This is a genomic window from Azospirillum endophyticum (assembly GCF_016595245.1).
Classification (GTDB): Bacteria; Pseudomonadota; Alphaproteobacteria; order Azospirillales; family Azospirillaceae; genus Azospirillum; species Azospirillum endophyticum.
This window is the reverse complement of sequence record NZ_JAENHM010000073.1, coordinates 681056-696873: the sequence shown is the minus strand read 5'-3', so window position 1 is coordinate 696873 and position 15818 is coordinate 681056. Positions and strand designations below refer to the sequence as shown.

Below are 15818 nucleotides of genomic sequence, written 5' to 3'. Positions count from 1 at the left end.
GACGCCCGGTCAGCCGGCGAAGGCGGGGTGGACGACGGCGCCGTCGCGGGTCAGCGCGATGGCCTTGACGATCTCGTCGTCCCAGTTGACGGCTACGCCGGTGTCCTTGCCGTGCAGCGCCGTCAGCAGCGCCAGCAGGTTCTTGGCGTAGAGCAGCGAGGCGCTCTCGGCGATGCGGCTGGCGTAGTTGGCATGGCCGACGATCTTCACGCCGTTGGCCGTGGTCACCACCTCGCCCAGCTTGGAGCCCTCGACGTTGCCGCCCTGCTCCACCGCAAGGTCGATGATCACCGAACCCGGCTTCATCGACGCCACATGCTCCGCCGTCACCAGGATGGGCGCCTTGCGGCCGGGGATCAGCGCCGTGGTGATGACGAGATCCTGCTTCTTGATGTGCTCGGCGACGAGGGCTGCCTGCTGGCGCTTGTAGTCGTCCGACATCTCCTTGGCATAGCCGCCGGCGGTCTCGGCCTGCTTGAACTCGTCGTTCTCGACCGCGACGAAGCTGCCGCCCAGCGACTGCACCTGCTCCTTCACCGCCGGGCGCACGTCGGTGGCCGAGACGATGGCGCCGAGCCGCTTGGCGGTGGCGATGGCCTGGAGGCCGGCGACGCCGACGCCCATGATGAAGGCTCTAGCCGGCGGCACCGTGCCGGCGGCGGTCATCATCATCGGGAAGGCGCGGCCATACTCGCTGGCGGCATCGACGACGGCCTTGTAGCCGGCGAGGTTGGCCTGGGAGGACAGCACGTCCATGACCTGGGCACGGGTGATGCGCGGCATGAACTCCATGGCGAAGGCGTTCACGCCGGCATCGGCATAGGCCTTCACATGGTCGCGGCTGTTGTAGGGATTGAGGATGGCGAACAGCAGCGCGCCCTTGCGGAGCAGCGCCAGTTCATCCACGCCGCCCTCCGCAGCGATCAGCGGCCGCTGCACCTTCAGCACGATGTCGGCATCGGCCAGGGCCGACGCGGCATCGGCGGCGATGGCGGCCCCCGCCGCCTCATAGGCCGCGTCGGTGATGCTGGAACCGAGGCCGGCCCCGCTCTCCACCACCACGTCCAGTCCCAAACCCTTCAGTTTCTTCACCGTTTCCGGTGAGGCGGCCACGCGAAGTTCGCCCGCACGTCGCTCCTTTGGAATGGCGACTTTCATTAGATAAGACTCCCCTGCCTCAGATACGCTGATCCCGGCATCCCCCATGGGTTATCGGCCCAGACGACGCGCATACATGCCGGATCCATGTGACTTTGTGAAGCCGAACCCACTGATGGTAATACCAGCCTATAGAGTGCGCCGCAACAAAGGGAATGGCCGCGTAGGTCCATCGTACGATTGTTTCCTGCAACAGGACAAATCAGCCAAGAGCTGTTCAAATTCCGGCCGAGGCTCCGCTGGTACGAAGGGATCGCCGCGACCCGATGACGCAGCCGGACCTCTGCCGTGCGCTCTTGCGGCGCATCGCCGGCTTGCCATTCCCCCCTGCCGCCGATATTGTCCCGCCCCGTTCACGAACACCCCCATCGTTTGAGGTTTTGTTATGTCCGACGTCGGCGGCATCGCGGCGGATCGCCTGAAGTCCTTCGTCGAGCGCATCGAGCGTCTCGAAGAGGAAAAGCGCGGTCTGCAGGAAGACATCAAGGAGGTCTACGCCGAGGCGAAGGGCACCGGCCTGTATTCCCCCCACTCGACTGTAGTCTGTATGTAGGTTCAAGGGGATAGCGGAGTTCTGGTGTGGCGCGACCCGTAGCGCAGCCGTCCGAACCGCTCTTGGGCTACACACCATCACCAGCCGTCTCGGAGAGACAAATGAGCACCACGTCCGACGAAGTGCAGGGCATCGCCGCCTCTCAGCTCCGCAGCATCATTGAGCGCGTTGAGCGGCTTGAGGAAGAGAAGAAAGGTTTGCAGGACGACATCAAGGAAATCTTGGCGGAAGCCAAGGGGAACGGGTTTGACGTAAAGGCAATCCGCGCTATTCTCAGACTGCGAAAAATGGACCAAGCGGATAGACAAGAGCAAGAAGCTATGCTTGACCTCTACAAGCAGGCTCTCGGGATGGAATAATCCAATATTAGCAACGACAAAACCCCTAAAAAGTTCTCCGTCTAAAATTGTCTTGGTGCGGCAACCGAGGGGCCTCATTGGCGGCCCCTCTGCCGTGCCGGGGGCCCGGCATTCACCCCCCTAGGATATTTGAACAAGATGACTTTGCTTTCGGCTGCGTCTAAGCTGGGCATTCGGTACAGCCGGGGACGGCGATGACCGACAAGATGACTTCGGCGCCGCAGTTCTCTGCGGCGCCGTCGTTCGTTCGTGGGCCACCCGAATGCTAGCCGCGCGGGATCCGTTTGTACAACCAAGGGAGCAAACATGCGGCGCGTAGGTGGGTAAGGCATCACATAGCTCTCAAGTAATCGGCTAACCCGGGCGTACTCTCCCGCACCTCCAAATGCAGCCTCTGCGAAGAAAAACACGGCTCTCGCTTATGCGCCCTACTTAGAGACTTGAGCGCGATTTCATGAGGATTTCCGCAGATTTTACATGATGGGGCTATGAAACCTTATCGGCCGAAATGAGCACATCCATCAAGAGAGTGACGTCGTATTAAATGACAGCGATGTCGTACGGCGCCCGAAAGGCACCCTACACATTTGATTTGATTGGTTTTGTCCGGCAAATCGGCACAAACATGAAAATGCCGGACAAAGCCGATTGAATCAATGATTTAGTCATGCCAGCCCCCGCCCGCTGGTTCCAAAAGGAATTGAGCCTAACAGTCCTCGCGAGCAGCGCCCAGATCAGTCAACGCTTGTAGGGCTTCGCCCGCAGCCGCTCCGCCACGGCGGCCTCGATGCGCGCTTGCCGGGCTTCGCGCCGCCGCTCGACCAGCCCAGTGTCGGACAGTACCCAATGCGCCGTTCCGACCGACGTCACCTGCCCCGCGCCGCCGCCGCAGGGACATGTCCGCCATCCCTGCCAGCCGCCCGGTGCTGCGGCTTGGTATTCGCCGCATGGACATAAGGGCCAGGGCGATCCGTCCGCCCCCATCCGCACGGGCCGTGGGGTCGGGATCAACACCTCATCATCGGCCATCCCATCCTCCCTTTGTGTTCACCGATTGGCCGCGGCGCGCAGGGCCACCTCCGCCGCGCCCTTGGCCTCGTGTTCCATGTCGCAGACGCCGGCGCCGGCCTCGGCGTCGAACGTTGCCACGCGTCACTGCCAGCCTTCGTCGTCAGGCCATAGCATCGCGACCCATTGGCGAGTGAATGCGGCTCGACAGGAACCCGGCCCATCATCAATCCAGGGGTCGGTTCGTCAGAAGCGCTCATCTCAGCCATTCAAGGATGCGGCCGAACGGCGCCGGGATCCGCAGCATCCGCCCGCCTGACACAGTCACCACGCATTCGCCGGGGTCCGTATCGTCTTGGCTCACTCCTTGGATCGAATTGCCGTTCAGGGCGTGCAGCCGCCCGTCCACGTCAACGAGCACCACCCACCTGCCGACCCGCTCGCCTGCCTCGAACTCCTGCATGGCGCCACCTCAACCAGCCGCTCGCGCCGGGGAGGTGTCGGGGCACCAGCCGAATCGGTGGAGGATGCGCGGTGTGTCGGTCATCCCTCCGGCTAGGTTGGCCGGGGCGACCAGCACATGGCACCCAAGCGCTTGGCCGCGCGTTCGCAACGGCTGGCGCGCCACGGAGAGGGCGTCTTGCTCAGTGCGGTACGGGACGTGAGGGCCGGGTTGCACGGCGTCCCCGCGGAACGTGCGGTAGTACGGAACGACGATGTACAACGCGCCCATGCGAGCTCCCCTTTTCTGCCCGGGCGGAGACTTTGTTCCTTTTTTGTTCTAAGCGCAATCTGCCTTTCGGAGTCCCCGGAATGGCCGACCCCCGCCCGTTGAACAGCGCCTACCGGTCGATGAGTGGATCCAGCCCGCTTTGCCGGCGGCGCTACAAGCCGTCGTCCTGCAGGACGAAATCAGACCTGGCAGCGCAACGGGTGCCGAGCATCTCCCGCGCAATCAGGCATCACGCAGGTCGACCTCGGCCTGCGCAAGCTGACGCGCAGCCGCCTCGGCCTGAGGACGGAGCGCCGCCAGCGCAGCTTCGGCCTGGGAGAGGACGGCCTGCAGCTCGGCTGGCCCGCGGGCGAGGGTCACTTCGATCTCCTGCTTTCGCTTCAGGATCTCGGCCTCGACCTTGTTGATCTCAACAGGATCGACACCCTGGTTCGGATTGAAAACGAACCTGGTCGAAACGGTCCGATGCCAATTCATGATCTTGTTCGTGAGCGCCGGACCGAAGCCAGGGATGTTTAGTATCCGATCCCGAGTTACGTCCGCAGCGGTCTCGATTCCGTAGGACTGCAGTGTCACCTTCCGGCCGTCGCCAATGCCCGGGATCGTTGCAGCGTCGAGCCGAAAGCGGTCGAGGAAGACCTCGAGCTGCTTGGCGCGCCGCCCGTTCTCAAGACGGCTCAGTCGTTGTCTCCGCTCCTCCGGGAGTCGGTCGTACTCGGCCTTCAGCCGCTCCAATTCTAGGAGTTTGCTAGAAAAGCGCCCGGAATTTGTAGCCGCATCCCAACGACGCTTCACATCCTCGTAGGTGGACGAGGCGTCACGTTTCGCAGCCCACAGCTTCACGGTGTCGTCTGAAGAATACGAGCTGTAAAAGTCGGACGGGCGTGAGGAGGATGAGCCGATTTTGGTGCCGATGAACGCGGCGGCGATGACGATGAGGATACCGCCGTGATTGATTGCCGGTCCGAAGCCGATGATGACGCCCGCAATGGCGACCAGCCAGCCGATGAACTTCAATTGCTTTGCTCGAGCCTCTGCCTCCCTCCTCGCAGCCTCTCTCGCAGCCGCCCTGGCTTGCCTCTCCTCCCTCGCTGCCTTGACCGCCAATGACGGCTGCAGCTGGAACGCGGATGGCGCCACGATGGGCACAACCTGTGGCGGACGGATGGTCTGGATCTGTCGCCACAGCGCGGTGACATCGAAGTGGAGAGCAGCGCCGGTGACCTGGGCGGCGGTGATGGTGAAGAACAGGAAGCCCGACTGCCGCTCCACCGTGCACCATGGGCAGGTTGCCAGGGTTCGCAGGTAGTGGTGGCTCGGGTTCGCTTGGCAATGGCGGAGCCCCTGCATCAGCGCCTGTAGTCCGTCGCGCCACTCGATTGCAGTCGGTCTCTGGGGCGCCGCCGCGGCAAACGCGCGCTCGAACAACACCGCGGCGGGCCCGGTCGCCTCGAGGGGAATCGTCCCCGGCGGCTGCCTCATCAGGCGGGATGCCGCCCCAGAGCCGTAGGCGAAGCGGCCTTCCTTGATCGCGTCCTCCAAGGACATCTCGCCCTTGCCGAGGTAGCCGCCGGAGTACGGGTGCCTCCCCATGAACAGCAGCTGGAACACCATGACGGCGAGGCCGAAGGCGTCGTGGTTCGCCGTGCGCCGAGTCGTCCGGAAGGAGACGCCCTGGAGTTCCGGAGGCGTGTGCGTGGATACCCCAACCTCGCAGAGGTAGTGGCGCCCGTGGGCATGGACCTGGAAGGAGTCGCAGTCGATGAACTTGACCATCCCGTCCGCTGAGACAAGGAGGTTGCCGTGGTTCACGTCACCGACCACGTGCCCATGCTCGTGCACGGCTGCGAAGGCTCGCGCAACGTTCGCCGCGGTGTGGACCAGGAACGGCCACTGGGCGTTCGGGAACTCTTTCTGGCGGCTCTTGGGACCATAGAGGAGGTGAATGGGTTTGTGCCCATCCACCTTGGGCATGACGAGGCCAACCGCCTCGCCTCTGGGCCGGTCGAACAGCACGTCCACCGGCCACGCGCTCAGCTGGAGCAGCGCGGGCGTGGAGATCTCGGCCATGTGGGCGAGCTTTGCTGCCTTCTCGGTCGAGAGCGACTGATGGTAGACCTTCGCCGCGAGCTTGCGGTGGTCGTTCACCGTGAAGACGTCACCCTCGCCGCCGGACCCAAGCTTCGTTCCCAGCGGGACGGCTTGGCCATGGCGGTCGAACACTTTCATGGTCCGGCGGCTTCCGCTTCCTGTCTGCGGCGCGCTGCGCCTTCACCGGTCTCCCGCTGCCACCTACGGCTCGCCAGGATCAGACTCTTGTCGTCGTCCGTGCGCGCGTTGACCCGGGGCGAGCCGAGGAACGCCTCCAGCGGCTCCCCCAGCTCGGCCACGGCCTCCTCCGAAGCTCCCTCCAGGGTCCCGAACAACGGTTCGAAGAAGGGCTGGAAGGCGCTCTGGTCGGCGAAGGACAGAGCCAGCATCTGGAGGCCGTCGCTGAACACCGCCAGACGGTCGACGCGCTGCTCCACCACGCGATGGGAGATCCGGTCGGCCGCGGACGGGTCGGTGGCGAAGAACGTGACGTTGGCGTACTCGCCTTGCTGGGGCCAGACCGCCACGTCCAGGGCGCCGGGCTCTTCCTCGGTCGCGAAGACGATCGCGCCGTCCCCCACCTGGAGGAACACCGCGCGGTCTTCGGACACCGCCGCCGCCAGCAGCGTGCAGGCGAGTTCGCGGGGGGTGCTCTCCATCGCCTCAGCGCGCACGGCGATCTCGGCGGCGAACCGCCGCAGCCAGTCGCGGGCGAAGTCGGGCGTCACGTCGGCGACCGATCCGCCGGTCTCGAGCAGCGCACGCAGTTCGTCCACGAAAAGCGAGCAGGCGAGCGCGGACCCGACGTCTGAATGGGCCGCGCTCCCCGCGCCGTCGGAGACAGCGGCGACCAGCAGTTCGCGGCGCTCGTCGTCCAGGAGCGTCACGCAGACGCTGGCGTCCTGGCACGGGCGCCCGTCGCGCAGATGGCTTGTCCCGGCCACCGAGGCCGAGACATGGCGCCAGGATCCCGACATCGTCGTTCTCAGTCCGTGGTTGCCCAGCCACTTGGCGTGACCGGGTTCGATAGCGGGACCGTGTCGCCGGGGTTGGATCGCGACACCGAACCGAGCGAGGAGGACAGCCAGGAGAACAGATCACGGAACCGCAGCCCCTTGAGCTTCAGCGGCTCGCGCGTGGCGATCTGCGCGAGGGTCTGCATGTTGGCGCCCTCGACGCCGACGGTGAAGAACATGAACTTCTTGCTGGCCTCGCCCTCCCGGATGCGGGCGGCGGCGTTCGCCCAGGCGTCGGTCGGCCCGCCGTCGGTAACGAGGAAGATCCAGGGCCGGTAGTAGGACACCCCGTTCTGCTTGTAGACGGCTTTTCGAGCTTCGATCATGTCGAGGGCCTGCTCAATAGCAGCGCCCATCGGCGTATCACCGGTGGCCGAGAGGTGGGGCGGGTGGAAGGCGTCCGCGGTCGTGAAGTCCGTGAAGATCCGGACGGGACCGAACCCAACGATCCCTACCTCGACGCGCTTCGCGGCCATCTCGTCCGACGTGAGCTCGTCCTTGAAGGTGACGAGACCGGCGTTCAGCTCCGTGATCGGCGCACCGCTCATCGACCCGGAGGTGTCGAGCAGAAGGACACACGGGCAGCGCGGTTCGGGATTCTCGGCGAACTCTGCCGACGCAAAGCCAGAGGCTTGGAACGGGACCTGCGGATCGTAGCTCATGGTTCGTCACGAATGAATGGTAGGCGGCCGAATTGTACCTCTTTCGATTTGGCGCGCCACTGCTTTCGACAACCTCAAATCGACGGCTGCTTGGTTAACACGAGGGTAATTGGGCCGCGGGGCTTGGGGGCGGTTTTCAGAATGTACTGAGGCGGTTTGCCATGATGAAGATGGCGGCGGCAGTGAGCAAGGAGATGACAATCCTTTCGAGCCAATCCTGCCGCCGATCCAGGCGTTTGTTCGCGAGCAGCCAAGCACAGCCGTGCTCGACAACGCATCGGACTTTGCCGAGCCCGGAACTATGGGGCTCGCCGTCCGATATGAACGCCGCGCCGACATCTTCACCGCATTCTATCAAATAGCCGCCAGCCTCATCTGCTGGCGATTCGTCCAAAAATGGTTCTGTTGGGGGCTCTTAGAGCCTGTTTGAGAATTGGTCAGAAATGCAAGATGCAGTGGAATTTATCCTGGGTTGCCCACTACTTATTGTATGTTCACTGCATTCTCAAACAGGCACTTATGTCCTACAGACGTGTCAATACTCTGCCACCCCACTCTCATTGCCTGATAAATCCTTGATGGTGTTTTGAAATACTAGAATGCCAAGAAGAGCCTTCCAAGAATCGGGATTATTGTAGATCAACGTTTGCGCGGCGCCGAAAACAGCTGATCGATCTTCGCTAGCAATGCCAACCCCCTCCATTGCATTACCAAGCTCTACGGCAGCACTTCGGTGACGGACACCACCGGCCGCAAGAACGCGACCAACTGTGGTCGGCACGCCAAATCTTAGATGCTCCGGAAACATGATGACGGCTGGAGCTAAAGCGTTACCATGATCTTCACATACCTTAGCAAGGAGCGCAACTCCCTGCTCAATCGTTGATTGCATCACATACGATACAACTTTCCCATGAACAGTCAGCAGATCATCGACACTCAGCTTTGAAATCCCCGCGATCTCTACCGGGCGGCAACCCCGGAGCCATGCGTCTACCGTGTCAAAGAACTGTTGCTTCAGTTCCAAAGTATCCGCATTTTCCTCATACCGATATGCTTCACGTACTGCCTCTTGAACGTCGGCCTGTCCCCATGCCCACTCAAGCATAATGCGTATAACGCTCGGATCGAGCGGATTAGCGATATCGTCCCACGTCGATCGCCGTCTGAAGAGGTCCGTCTCGACGGATTCGAGCATCCGAAGGCGTGCGCCCGTCTCGCGAATCCAGTTGATTCGACCGGCTTCATGAATATTCAACACGCGGCGAGCGCGCAGTTCGAAAATTTTCTGAAGTATCTGCTTGGATGCTTCGTTCAGTTGCTGAGATGCGAAAGTCTCATCCGCAAGATGAATGGCCTTTGCTACAAGCGCATCTTCCCCGATTTCCTCAGCCGCAAGATCAATGAGAGTAGAATCAATACCATCTACCAGCTTGTGTAGCGCGGGAAGCGCCTCTATGTAAACATTTGTTAGTTGTACGTGATTTTTAGCAAGATTTTGAGATAGCCATTCAACCAAAGACCACAATGCTCCATGCACGGTCTCGACAGACGTCTGGCGTGCTACTTGCTCGATTTGCCACCATTGTTGCTGGTTCGCGCAGATGACCATTCCCTTAGTTGTCGCACCGGCTCGTCCTGCGCGTCCCACGAGGTTTTTTATGTCTCGCGCAAGAAGATTCTTTTGTTGACCATTCTTTTGGCGACGTTGCACCGAGTAGAGGATTAGCGTCCGAATCGGCAGGTTCACTCCCTCGGCAAGCGTGTTCGTGCAGATTACAAGCTGGATATCGCCACAGCGCAGCAAATTCTCGAGAACTTCTCGTGCCTCTTGGGGAATATCTCCGTGATGGAGGACCGCACCCGCAGCGACAATACGCGTTCCTAACCAGTCTGAGCCATATTCCAATTCAAGGTACTTAATGACAGGGGCTAGCTTTTCCTTTGAAACGTGTTTGATTGGCTCTGGCAAGCTAAGTTCGCATTGTAACTGCTTGACAAGTTCGTCCGCGAGCCCAATCGCGCCTTGATTGCCTCGCTTGTTCGCAGCAAAGACCGCTACAGCACCCATCGCTAGTGCCTTACGACCCGCTGCAATAGCCTGCGTTTTCATCGACGTAAAATCATAGGTGTTTGAACGACCGGTCTTGGAATTCCTGAACTTAAAGTCCGCTCTGGAAAGAAAATTTTGCACCTGATAGCGTGTTGGACTAGGCTCATGTGGATGCATATCGAGCGAGACAGTTTTGTTCTTTCCTTCATCAACAGGCCTTAGTACCGCATATTCTGCAATCGACGGTCTATAGTTGCTTCGCACGACGCTATCGGATGCCCCCCCAAGCCATGCGTTAATTTCTTCAATATTTGGGACTATAGCGGAGACGAACACAAAGCGCGGCGCCCCACCCTCACGTGCCCGTAACCTCGCCAAGAGAAGCTCGAGCCCTACGCCCCGTCCTTCACTATCGAGGAGGTGTCCTTCGTCGCAAATAACTAATGAGACTCGGCTGTACAAGCTTCCACTCGCACCCAATAGGCCGGAGAGCGCTTCTGGAGTCGAAACTAAAACACGTGCATCTTCAAGAATTTGCACTTCGTCTTTAGTTGGAACGGTTCCACCGTAAGCGCATCGCGCGGAGATGCCGAGTTTATTCAGTCTTTTTACGACGCTGTAGCGTAACTCCGAGGCTAGTGAGCGGTACGGTACGAGCAGAATGGCTACATCATGTGTTCTGATTTTTGCGTGCCAGTACAGGAGAGTTTCACATAAGGCCGTCTTGCCCGCGCCAGTCGGCATCTGGAGCGAGAACGTTTCGTTACGTACGAGCAGGCCCTGTTTTATTGCGTCAATCTGTGAGGGGAAGAACTCCCAAGATGGAGGTTGTCGGCTGAGCAACGATTCAATAAAAGGAGTCCAGATATCGCTATCGCCAAGTGGAAGCACCGCACGGACGTTAGAATTCAGAAACCGCGTGAAGAGCTGTTCGAACAATCGTGCAGGAATCCATTCGTCTGGCCCCTTCTGTAGCGCCTCCTCTGACCGCGTGATCGCGTTCTTATCAATTTGGTAGATTGTCGCCATGTCACCATGCAGGAGAGCTTTGACAAGAATCTGCCCGATTTGCGAGCTTAAATTCTTAGGACGAGCCAGGAGGTCGAAGCACGCTCGATAGATTTCTGTGTCACTCTGCTCCGGAGCGCTCCCTCGCAGCGTCAGATACGCTGATGCCGGGAATCCTCCACAATAAAATGCGGCAGCAGCAAACAGAGTAGCTTCGGATTTTGGGATCCCAAGGCTCTGACGCAGGTTGTCTTGCCCTGTATCAGCAAAATGAACGAATGCATTGCCTAAACGTGCCCAGCCTGCAGCATCCTCCGAAGCATCGCGCATCCTTTCGAACAATTCTCCAACAAGAGCAAGATAGTAGTCATCCATTCGCTCTCGAGTAAGCGCGAAATCCTGGGTAGTCTGACGGACTTGGAAATGATTTAGATGCTGAATGGCATCGGCATCAGATATCCATCTTTCTAGTGTAGACGTCATTCCTCATTAGCCTTTATCACTGATTTTTGGGCAGGTATTTCATGACTTACCCGTGGAAGTGCTTTTTGGGCAGCGTCGAAGACCGCGTGATAGACATCTTTCAAATCGGGCACCACAATCACGATAAGCGTGTACTCTGGTGAAGCTGTTGTGGGAGCGCTCTTCAGCTCCTCGTCAATCAGAGATTTGCAGATTACAGCGACAGCATGAAAGCGCTTGCTTGCTGGTGGATGTTCCGAAGCTTTAATGAAGCGATCGAGATGCGCGATTTTAACATCACCGATTGGTTCCAGTAAGGCGCGCTCACGGAGCCAAACAAGTGTGCGCGCTAGTCGGCTTGTGCGATCCTTCTCGCAATCTTCGATCGCATTCTTAATCGGCGTCGAGGGCGCGTCAGTCGATTTCACTTTGACTTCAGAGCAAAGAAGAACATCGTCGGCACTCGACTCTGGCCACATTGGCAAGACGAAATGGATGACGTCGGAGTGAGGCGCCGGCTTCGTCCGATCTTGTTTCAGTCGCCACTTTTTTGGTCCGAAGGCCGTTCTCGGGAGCTCTTTCGCACTATGGTAAAAGTAGACGAGGATTTCTCCGAAGTCACCTGCCATTGTGGCGCCAGCATCCGGAAGGCGTGCTGCGATGATCTCAGTCTTGTCAACGTCAAGCGCTTTTGCTCTTTCGTTGATGGTGGAGTCGTTCACGTAACAGCGTCGCACCGCAAGGCCGAGATTGTCAGCCAACAGCTTTGCATGCTCGTCGCTCACTTGCACCAATTGATAGGAAGCGCTCTGATCAAATTGGAACCATAATGCCGCCTGTGCGAAGTCGAAGTCTAGGTCATCAACAATGCAGACCAAAGGAGTTGTGTTTTGCATTAACAAATTACTCTTATCTGTTAGTGGCCGGTGTAACGGCACTCTGGATACTGCGAGCAGCCGATGAAGGCACCCATCTTGCCCAGCTTCAGCCGCAGCCGGCCCTCGCGGCAGACCGGGCAGGCGCGCGGGTCATGGCCGTCCTCGGTGGCGGCGGGGAAGGTGATGCGCTGGACGCCGCGGTTGTCGGTCAGGTGCTTCTCGCGCAGCAGCTCCGACTGGTGCCAGGCGATGGCCTCTCCCTCGCGATCCGGGTCGGTTGCGAGGTAGACGCGGTCGGCCAACTTCACCGCCTTGGCGATCTCGTCGATGTGGCGCTTGGAGCGGTCGCCCAGTTCCCATTCCATCACGAAGTCTTCATCCGGGCGCACCGATCCGTCCCTCGCCGGAAGGTCGCGGACATGGCCGAAGCTGGCGATGACGGTATAGTCGTCGCCCAGATACTTATTGATGGTCTTCGCCTTGACCGGCGCTTCGACAATGACGACGATCTTCATGAAATACTAGAATTGACCAAGCCATTGGCGTTAGTCAATAGCATACAATATGGTAAGGACAATTTTTTGATGCGATGTGTCGATTTCAACACCCCGCTAGTTGCGCCGTGTTTTTATGCAAAGCGCGAGATGGGCTAAGATAACGGCGGGAAGTGTCTTCTAGTAATGCTGACCAGCAGCAATGTACTGCTTTGGCAGGTGCGTCGATCCGAGTCTGATCCGGCTCTGGTGCCGCACCTCGTCGGCATCGCTGATTTCGCGTGGCGCAAGGGCCACCACCATGACACGATCCTCATGGATTTGGAGCGCCACGCGTTGATCGACCTGCTGGCCGCACCGGCGGACGTCCAGGGCTACAGGGCCGTTTCGTCGATCCGGTCGATGATCCTCGCCACCAAGTCCGCAACTGTCGGTCCCGTGCCTGCCTCCCAGTGCCAAAGGCACAGGAATCAACACCAGATCAGCAGGTTTCTGCGACACACGTCAAATGTGAGTTCTGGAAGCTTGCTTGGCATTCTTAACAGGATGGCCGCATGGGCACCGTATGAAAGTCGAACCCGACACGACGTCGGGTCCAAGCAGGAGGTCGGCCCAAGGCTGATGCAAGCGCAGTAGGGTCGCCCACTAGCACCACTTGCTTCTCCGCGCGGGTGACTGCCGTGTAGATCCAGGAGACGTCCACGAGCGGGTGGTCGAATAGGGAGACGATGATCCGCTCGGCTTGGCTGCCCTGAAGGCGATGGCATGTCAGGCAGTAGGCCAACGCGAGCTCGATCAGCTCGTCCCCGACGAATTCGTGTTCGGCGCCGTCGAAGCTCGCCTTGAGTGCCCGCTTCGGGACATCGATGCTGACGACATGGCCGAGGGAGCCGTTGAACAAGCCGCGGGCGTAGTCGTTGCGGCGGTGGATCACTGGCTCGCCCACGCAGAACGCATTGCCAAGGAAGCCCTTGACCTCTTGGATCTCAGGGCTGTCCAGCGTGACAACGTCGTACCCATACGCCTGCCGGTACAGCTCGTGGAACCGTTGGTTCAGACCGTCCACACCGGCGGGGTCGGCGTTGAGTGGTGCGACGATCTGAACGGCGTGGTCGCCGCCGAAGCCGCCGAGCCTGGAGACGACGTCCTCGATCTTGTTCGGGATCTCGGCCCTGCCACATGGCAGCAGGAACACCCCCTCCGCCGGACCATCGAACGGCAAGAGATCCGGATGGGCGCCGTTGCGGATCGCGTGCGACGCCATCGGAATGCGGCTGCCTTCCCGCTGACGGTGGATGGTCTTCAGCTCCGCCGTCAGGGCGGGGGCGAGAGCAAGGCGGTGGAAGACCAGGCCGAAGCCGATGGGTGGGAGTTGTCCGACGTCGCCGACGAGCAGCAGGCGGCAGCCCGGTGGCATGCCTTGGACGAGGCGGTGCCACTGGCCGAGGTCGACCATGCTGGCCTCATCCACGATCAGGAGGGTCTTGGCATCCAGGGCGGCCGCCCCTTCCACCTCAACGTTCTGTTCCTCCGCGTTCGCCAGCTCGTTCAAGAAGCGGTGGATCGTGCGGGCCAACCGGCCGGTGGCCTGCGACATGCGGAGCGCCGCCTTGCCGGCGAGCGCGACCATCTCGACGCGGCCGCCGAGCGCCTCCCAGAGATCGACGACGGCCCGCACCGTCGTGGTCTTGCCCACGCCAGCGCCGCCGGTGAGCACCGCCAGAGGCGCCGCAACGCACCGCAGGACCGCGTCACGCTGCTCCGGGTGCAGCTGGTCCCGGCCGTGGCCAAGGCTGTCCAAGATGCGCTCCAGGGTGTCCCTGGCGGGGGTGCGGACCTCCGTCTGCTCCCGGCCGTCGATCATCGCCTGGAAGCGTGCCGCGAGGCTGTCCTCGAGCGCGGCGCAACCAGGCGCACGCCAGAGGCCTTCGCCGTGCGGGATGATGGCCTCGTTGATCTCCCCGAGCCGGATCGCCGCGGCCACACGCCGCGCGGTGGGCTGGCCGTCCAGGCATCTCGCCAGGCCGTTCCGCAACGACGCTTCATCGATGAGGGTGTGGCCGTCCACGGTGATGGCCTTCCGGACCACGAAGTCCACCGCGCCGACCAGCCGGTTGGGGTGGTTCTCGACCGCGGCGACGCCGGCCTCGGCCATGAGGCGTCTGCCGAGTTCGTCCACCTTCGACCACCGGCTCAGGAAGGCCGCCAAGATGTACGGGTTCGATTCCAAGGTGGGGCGGGTGTGCTCACCCAGAATCTTGACGATCCGCCGCACAAAGCGGGTATCCGTGACGCCAAGTCCGTCAAGCCAAGCTATGACGGCCGGCTCAACGGTGGCCTCCTTCCACTGGCTGACGACGTCGGCCGCCAGGCGCACGGACAGCGACGGGAAGCGCGGCGCGATGACCTCGGCAAGTGCCGAGATGTCCCCGGCGTCAAGCACCTTCGGCAGACCTTCGCCGAAGACATCCCAGAGCTTGTTCGCGCGCCCGGGTCCGATGCCCGGCACGTGGTGCGCCAAGTAGGATACCACGAGGCGTCCGGACGGCCGTGCCCGGTAGGCTCGCTGAGCGTGAAACTGATCGCCGTATCGGCTGGAAGCCGCCCAACCACCGCGCACATGCCAGATCTCACCTTCGATCGGGTCAGCGCCGTGCAGGACGCCGCCGGGCACGACGATGCGGATCGGCGCCCCCTCCTTCGGATCGCCGAACGGGGCCGTCACGGTTCCGGCGAAGATCGCCCCGTTCAGACGCAGGCTGACCACCTTCTTGATGGCCACCTCATAGGCGATGTCCTCGTCGATGACGGCGACGCTCATGCGGTTCTCACGGGTGCCGTGCGCAGGACTACGCCGCTGTCCTGGACGAGCCCGAGCTGGGCCTTGAGGCTGACGATCTCACGCTGTTGTCGGATGATGACGGCCTGCGCCTCCGCCAACTGTTCGGCCAAGCGTTTGTTGTCGCCGCCCTGTCGGGCGATGACCTTCTTCACCGCGTCCTCGGGCTCTGCCTTGGCGGAGCGGCTTCCAATGCCCTCGAGCCCCTGCGCGCGGGCCAAGGCGTTAACTGGTCCAGACAGATCTTTCTTGTGGTGGAAATGCTGGTCCCAGTTCGGATTGAGCCCAAGGACTCTAACGATCTCCGCAAGGTTGACCTTGCCCGACACCGAGGGCAGCGTCGGCACGCGGCGATCTGCGGGCTGTGCCATCCATTCCTGCTCCAGGGCTTGGAGATAGGGCAAGAGCAGAGGCAGTACCTGAGGAACAATAGGCGGCGGCGGCATGTATCCTCCTCAGCTCCTGAAATGCTGCTCCAAACCCGAGTTGAGCTCAAGGACCATC

General features: G+C 61.0%; 14 protein-coding genes and 1 pseudogene. 2 read left to right on the top strand and 13 right to left on the bottom strand.

Annotated elements, in window-relative coordinates; translation table 11 throughout:
• Positions 1 to 9: 9 nt before the first annotated feature.
• A complete protein-coding gene (locus JHL17_RS30140; RefSeq protein WP_200198295.1) occupies positions 10 to 1158 on the bottom strand; it encodes a Re/Si-specific NAD(P)(+) transhydrogenase subunit alpha in 1149 nt (382 codons plus the stop codon).
• A gap of 385 nt (positions 1159 to 1543) precedes the next feature.
• Between JHL17_RS30140 and JHL17_RS30135 the strand changes: the two genes are divergently transcribed.
• The gene (locus JHL17_RS30135; RefSeq protein ID WP_425599659.1) at positions 1544 to 1711 is read left to right on the top strand and encodes a DUF2312 domain-containing protein; all 168 of its coding nucleotides are present in this window, start codon (positions 1544 to 1546) and stop codon (positions 1709 to 1711) included.
• Between the two features lie 101 nt (positions 1712 to 1812).
• On the top strand, positions 1813 to 2070 hold the full coding sequence (locus tag JHL17_RS30130) for a DUF2312 domain-containing protein (protein WP_200198294.1): 258 nt from the start codon (positions 1813 to 1815) through the stop codon (positions 2068 to 2070).
• 738 nt (positions 2071 to 2808) lie between these two features.
• On the opposite strand, the gene JHL17_RS37775 is transcribed toward JHL17_RS30130, so the two are convergent.
• From JHL17_RS37775 to JHL17_RS30080, 12 genes and pseudogenes are all read right to left on the bottom strand, one after another.
• Positions 2809 to 2940, bottom strand: coding sequence for a hypothetical protein (locus JHL17_RS37775; RefSeq protein WP_282189379.1), 132 nt, complete (start codon positions 2938 to 2940; stop codon positions 2809 to 2811).
• Between the two features lie 394 nt (positions 2941 to 3334).
• On the bottom strand, positions 3335 to 3541 hold the full coding sequence (locus JHL17_RS30125) for a hypothetical protein (protein WP_200198293.1): 207 nt from the start codon (positions 3539 to 3541) through the stop codon (positions 3335 to 3337).
• A 492-nt stretch (positions 3542 to 4033) separates the two neighbouring features.
• Entirely contained in the window at positions 4034 to 6040 is a 2007-nt protein-coding gene (locus tag JHL17_RS30120) for a protein kinase domain-containing protein (protein ID WP_200198292.1), read from the bottom strand.
• Positions 6037 to 6879 carry a PP2C family serine/threonine-protein phosphatase gene (locus JHL17_RS30115; RefSeq protein WP_200198291.1) on the bottom strand — a complete coding sequence of 281 codons (843 nt, stop codon included), beginning with the start codon at positions 6877 to 6879 and terminating at the stop codon, positions 6037 to 6039. The genes JHL17_RS30120 and JHL17_RS30115 overlap by 4 nt, the downstream gene beginning before the upstream one ends.
• A gap of 8 nt (positions 6880 to 6887) precedes the next feature.
• Positions 6888 to 7580 carry a vWA domain-containing protein gene (locus JHL17_RS30110; protein WP_200198290.1) on the bottom strand — a complete coding sequence of 231 codons (693 nt, stop codon included), beginning with the start codon at positions 7578 to 7580 and terminating at the stop codon, positions 6888 to 6890.
• A gap of 136 nt (positions 7581 to 7716) precedes the next feature.
• Positions 7717 to 7974: a hypothetical protein gene (locus tag JHL17_RS30105; RefSeq protein ID WP_200198538.1), complete on the bottom strand. Its 258-nt coding sequence runs from the start codon at positions 7972 to 7974 to the stop codon at positions 7717 to 7719.
• Between the two features lie 141 nt (positions 7975 to 8115).
• Positions 8116 to 11016: a DEAD/DEAH box helicase gene (locus JHL17_RS30100; RefSeq protein ID WP_200198289.1), complete on the bottom strand. Its 2901-nt coding sequence runs from the start codon at positions 11014 to 11016 to the stop codon at positions 8116 to 8118.
• Between the two features lie 104 nt (positions 11017 to 11120).
• Positions 11121 to 11999 (bottom strand): Hachiman antiphage defense system protein HamA, encoded by an 879-nt coding sequence (locus tag JHL17_RS30095; protein ID WP_200198288.1) that lies wholly within the window; start codon positions 11997 to 11999, stop codon positions 11121 to 11123.
• Between the two features lie 20 nt (positions 12000 to 12019).
• Positions 12020 to 12166 carry a topoisomerase DNA-binding C4 zinc finger domain-containing protein gene (locus JHL17_RS37910; RefSeq protein WP_345773918.1) on the bottom strand — a complete coding sequence of 49 codons (147 nt, stop codon included), beginning with the start codon at positions 12164 to 12166 and terminating at the stop codon, positions 12020 to 12022.
• A pseudogene (locus tag JHL17_RS30090) lies at positions 12143 to 12496 on the bottom strand (toprim domain-containing protein); the annotation flags it as partial. The pseudogene JHL17_RS30090 and the gene JHL17_RS37910, both read right to left, overlap by 24 nt.
• 517 nt (positions 12497 to 13013) lie before the next feature.
• The gene (locus JHL17_RS30085; protein ID WP_200198286.1) at positions 13014 to 15296 is read right to left on the bottom strand and encodes an AAA family ATPase; all 2283 of its coding nucleotides are present in this window, start codon (positions 15294 to 15296) and stop codon (positions 13014 to 13016) included.
• A complete protein-coding gene (locus JHL17_RS30080; protein ID WP_200198285.1) occupies positions 15293 to 15760 on the bottom strand; it encodes a hypothetical protein in 468 nt (155 codons plus the stop codon). Before JHL17_RS30080 ends, JHL17_RS30085 begins: the two co-directional genes overlap by 4 nt.
• Positions 15761 to 15818: the final 58 nt, after the last annotated feature.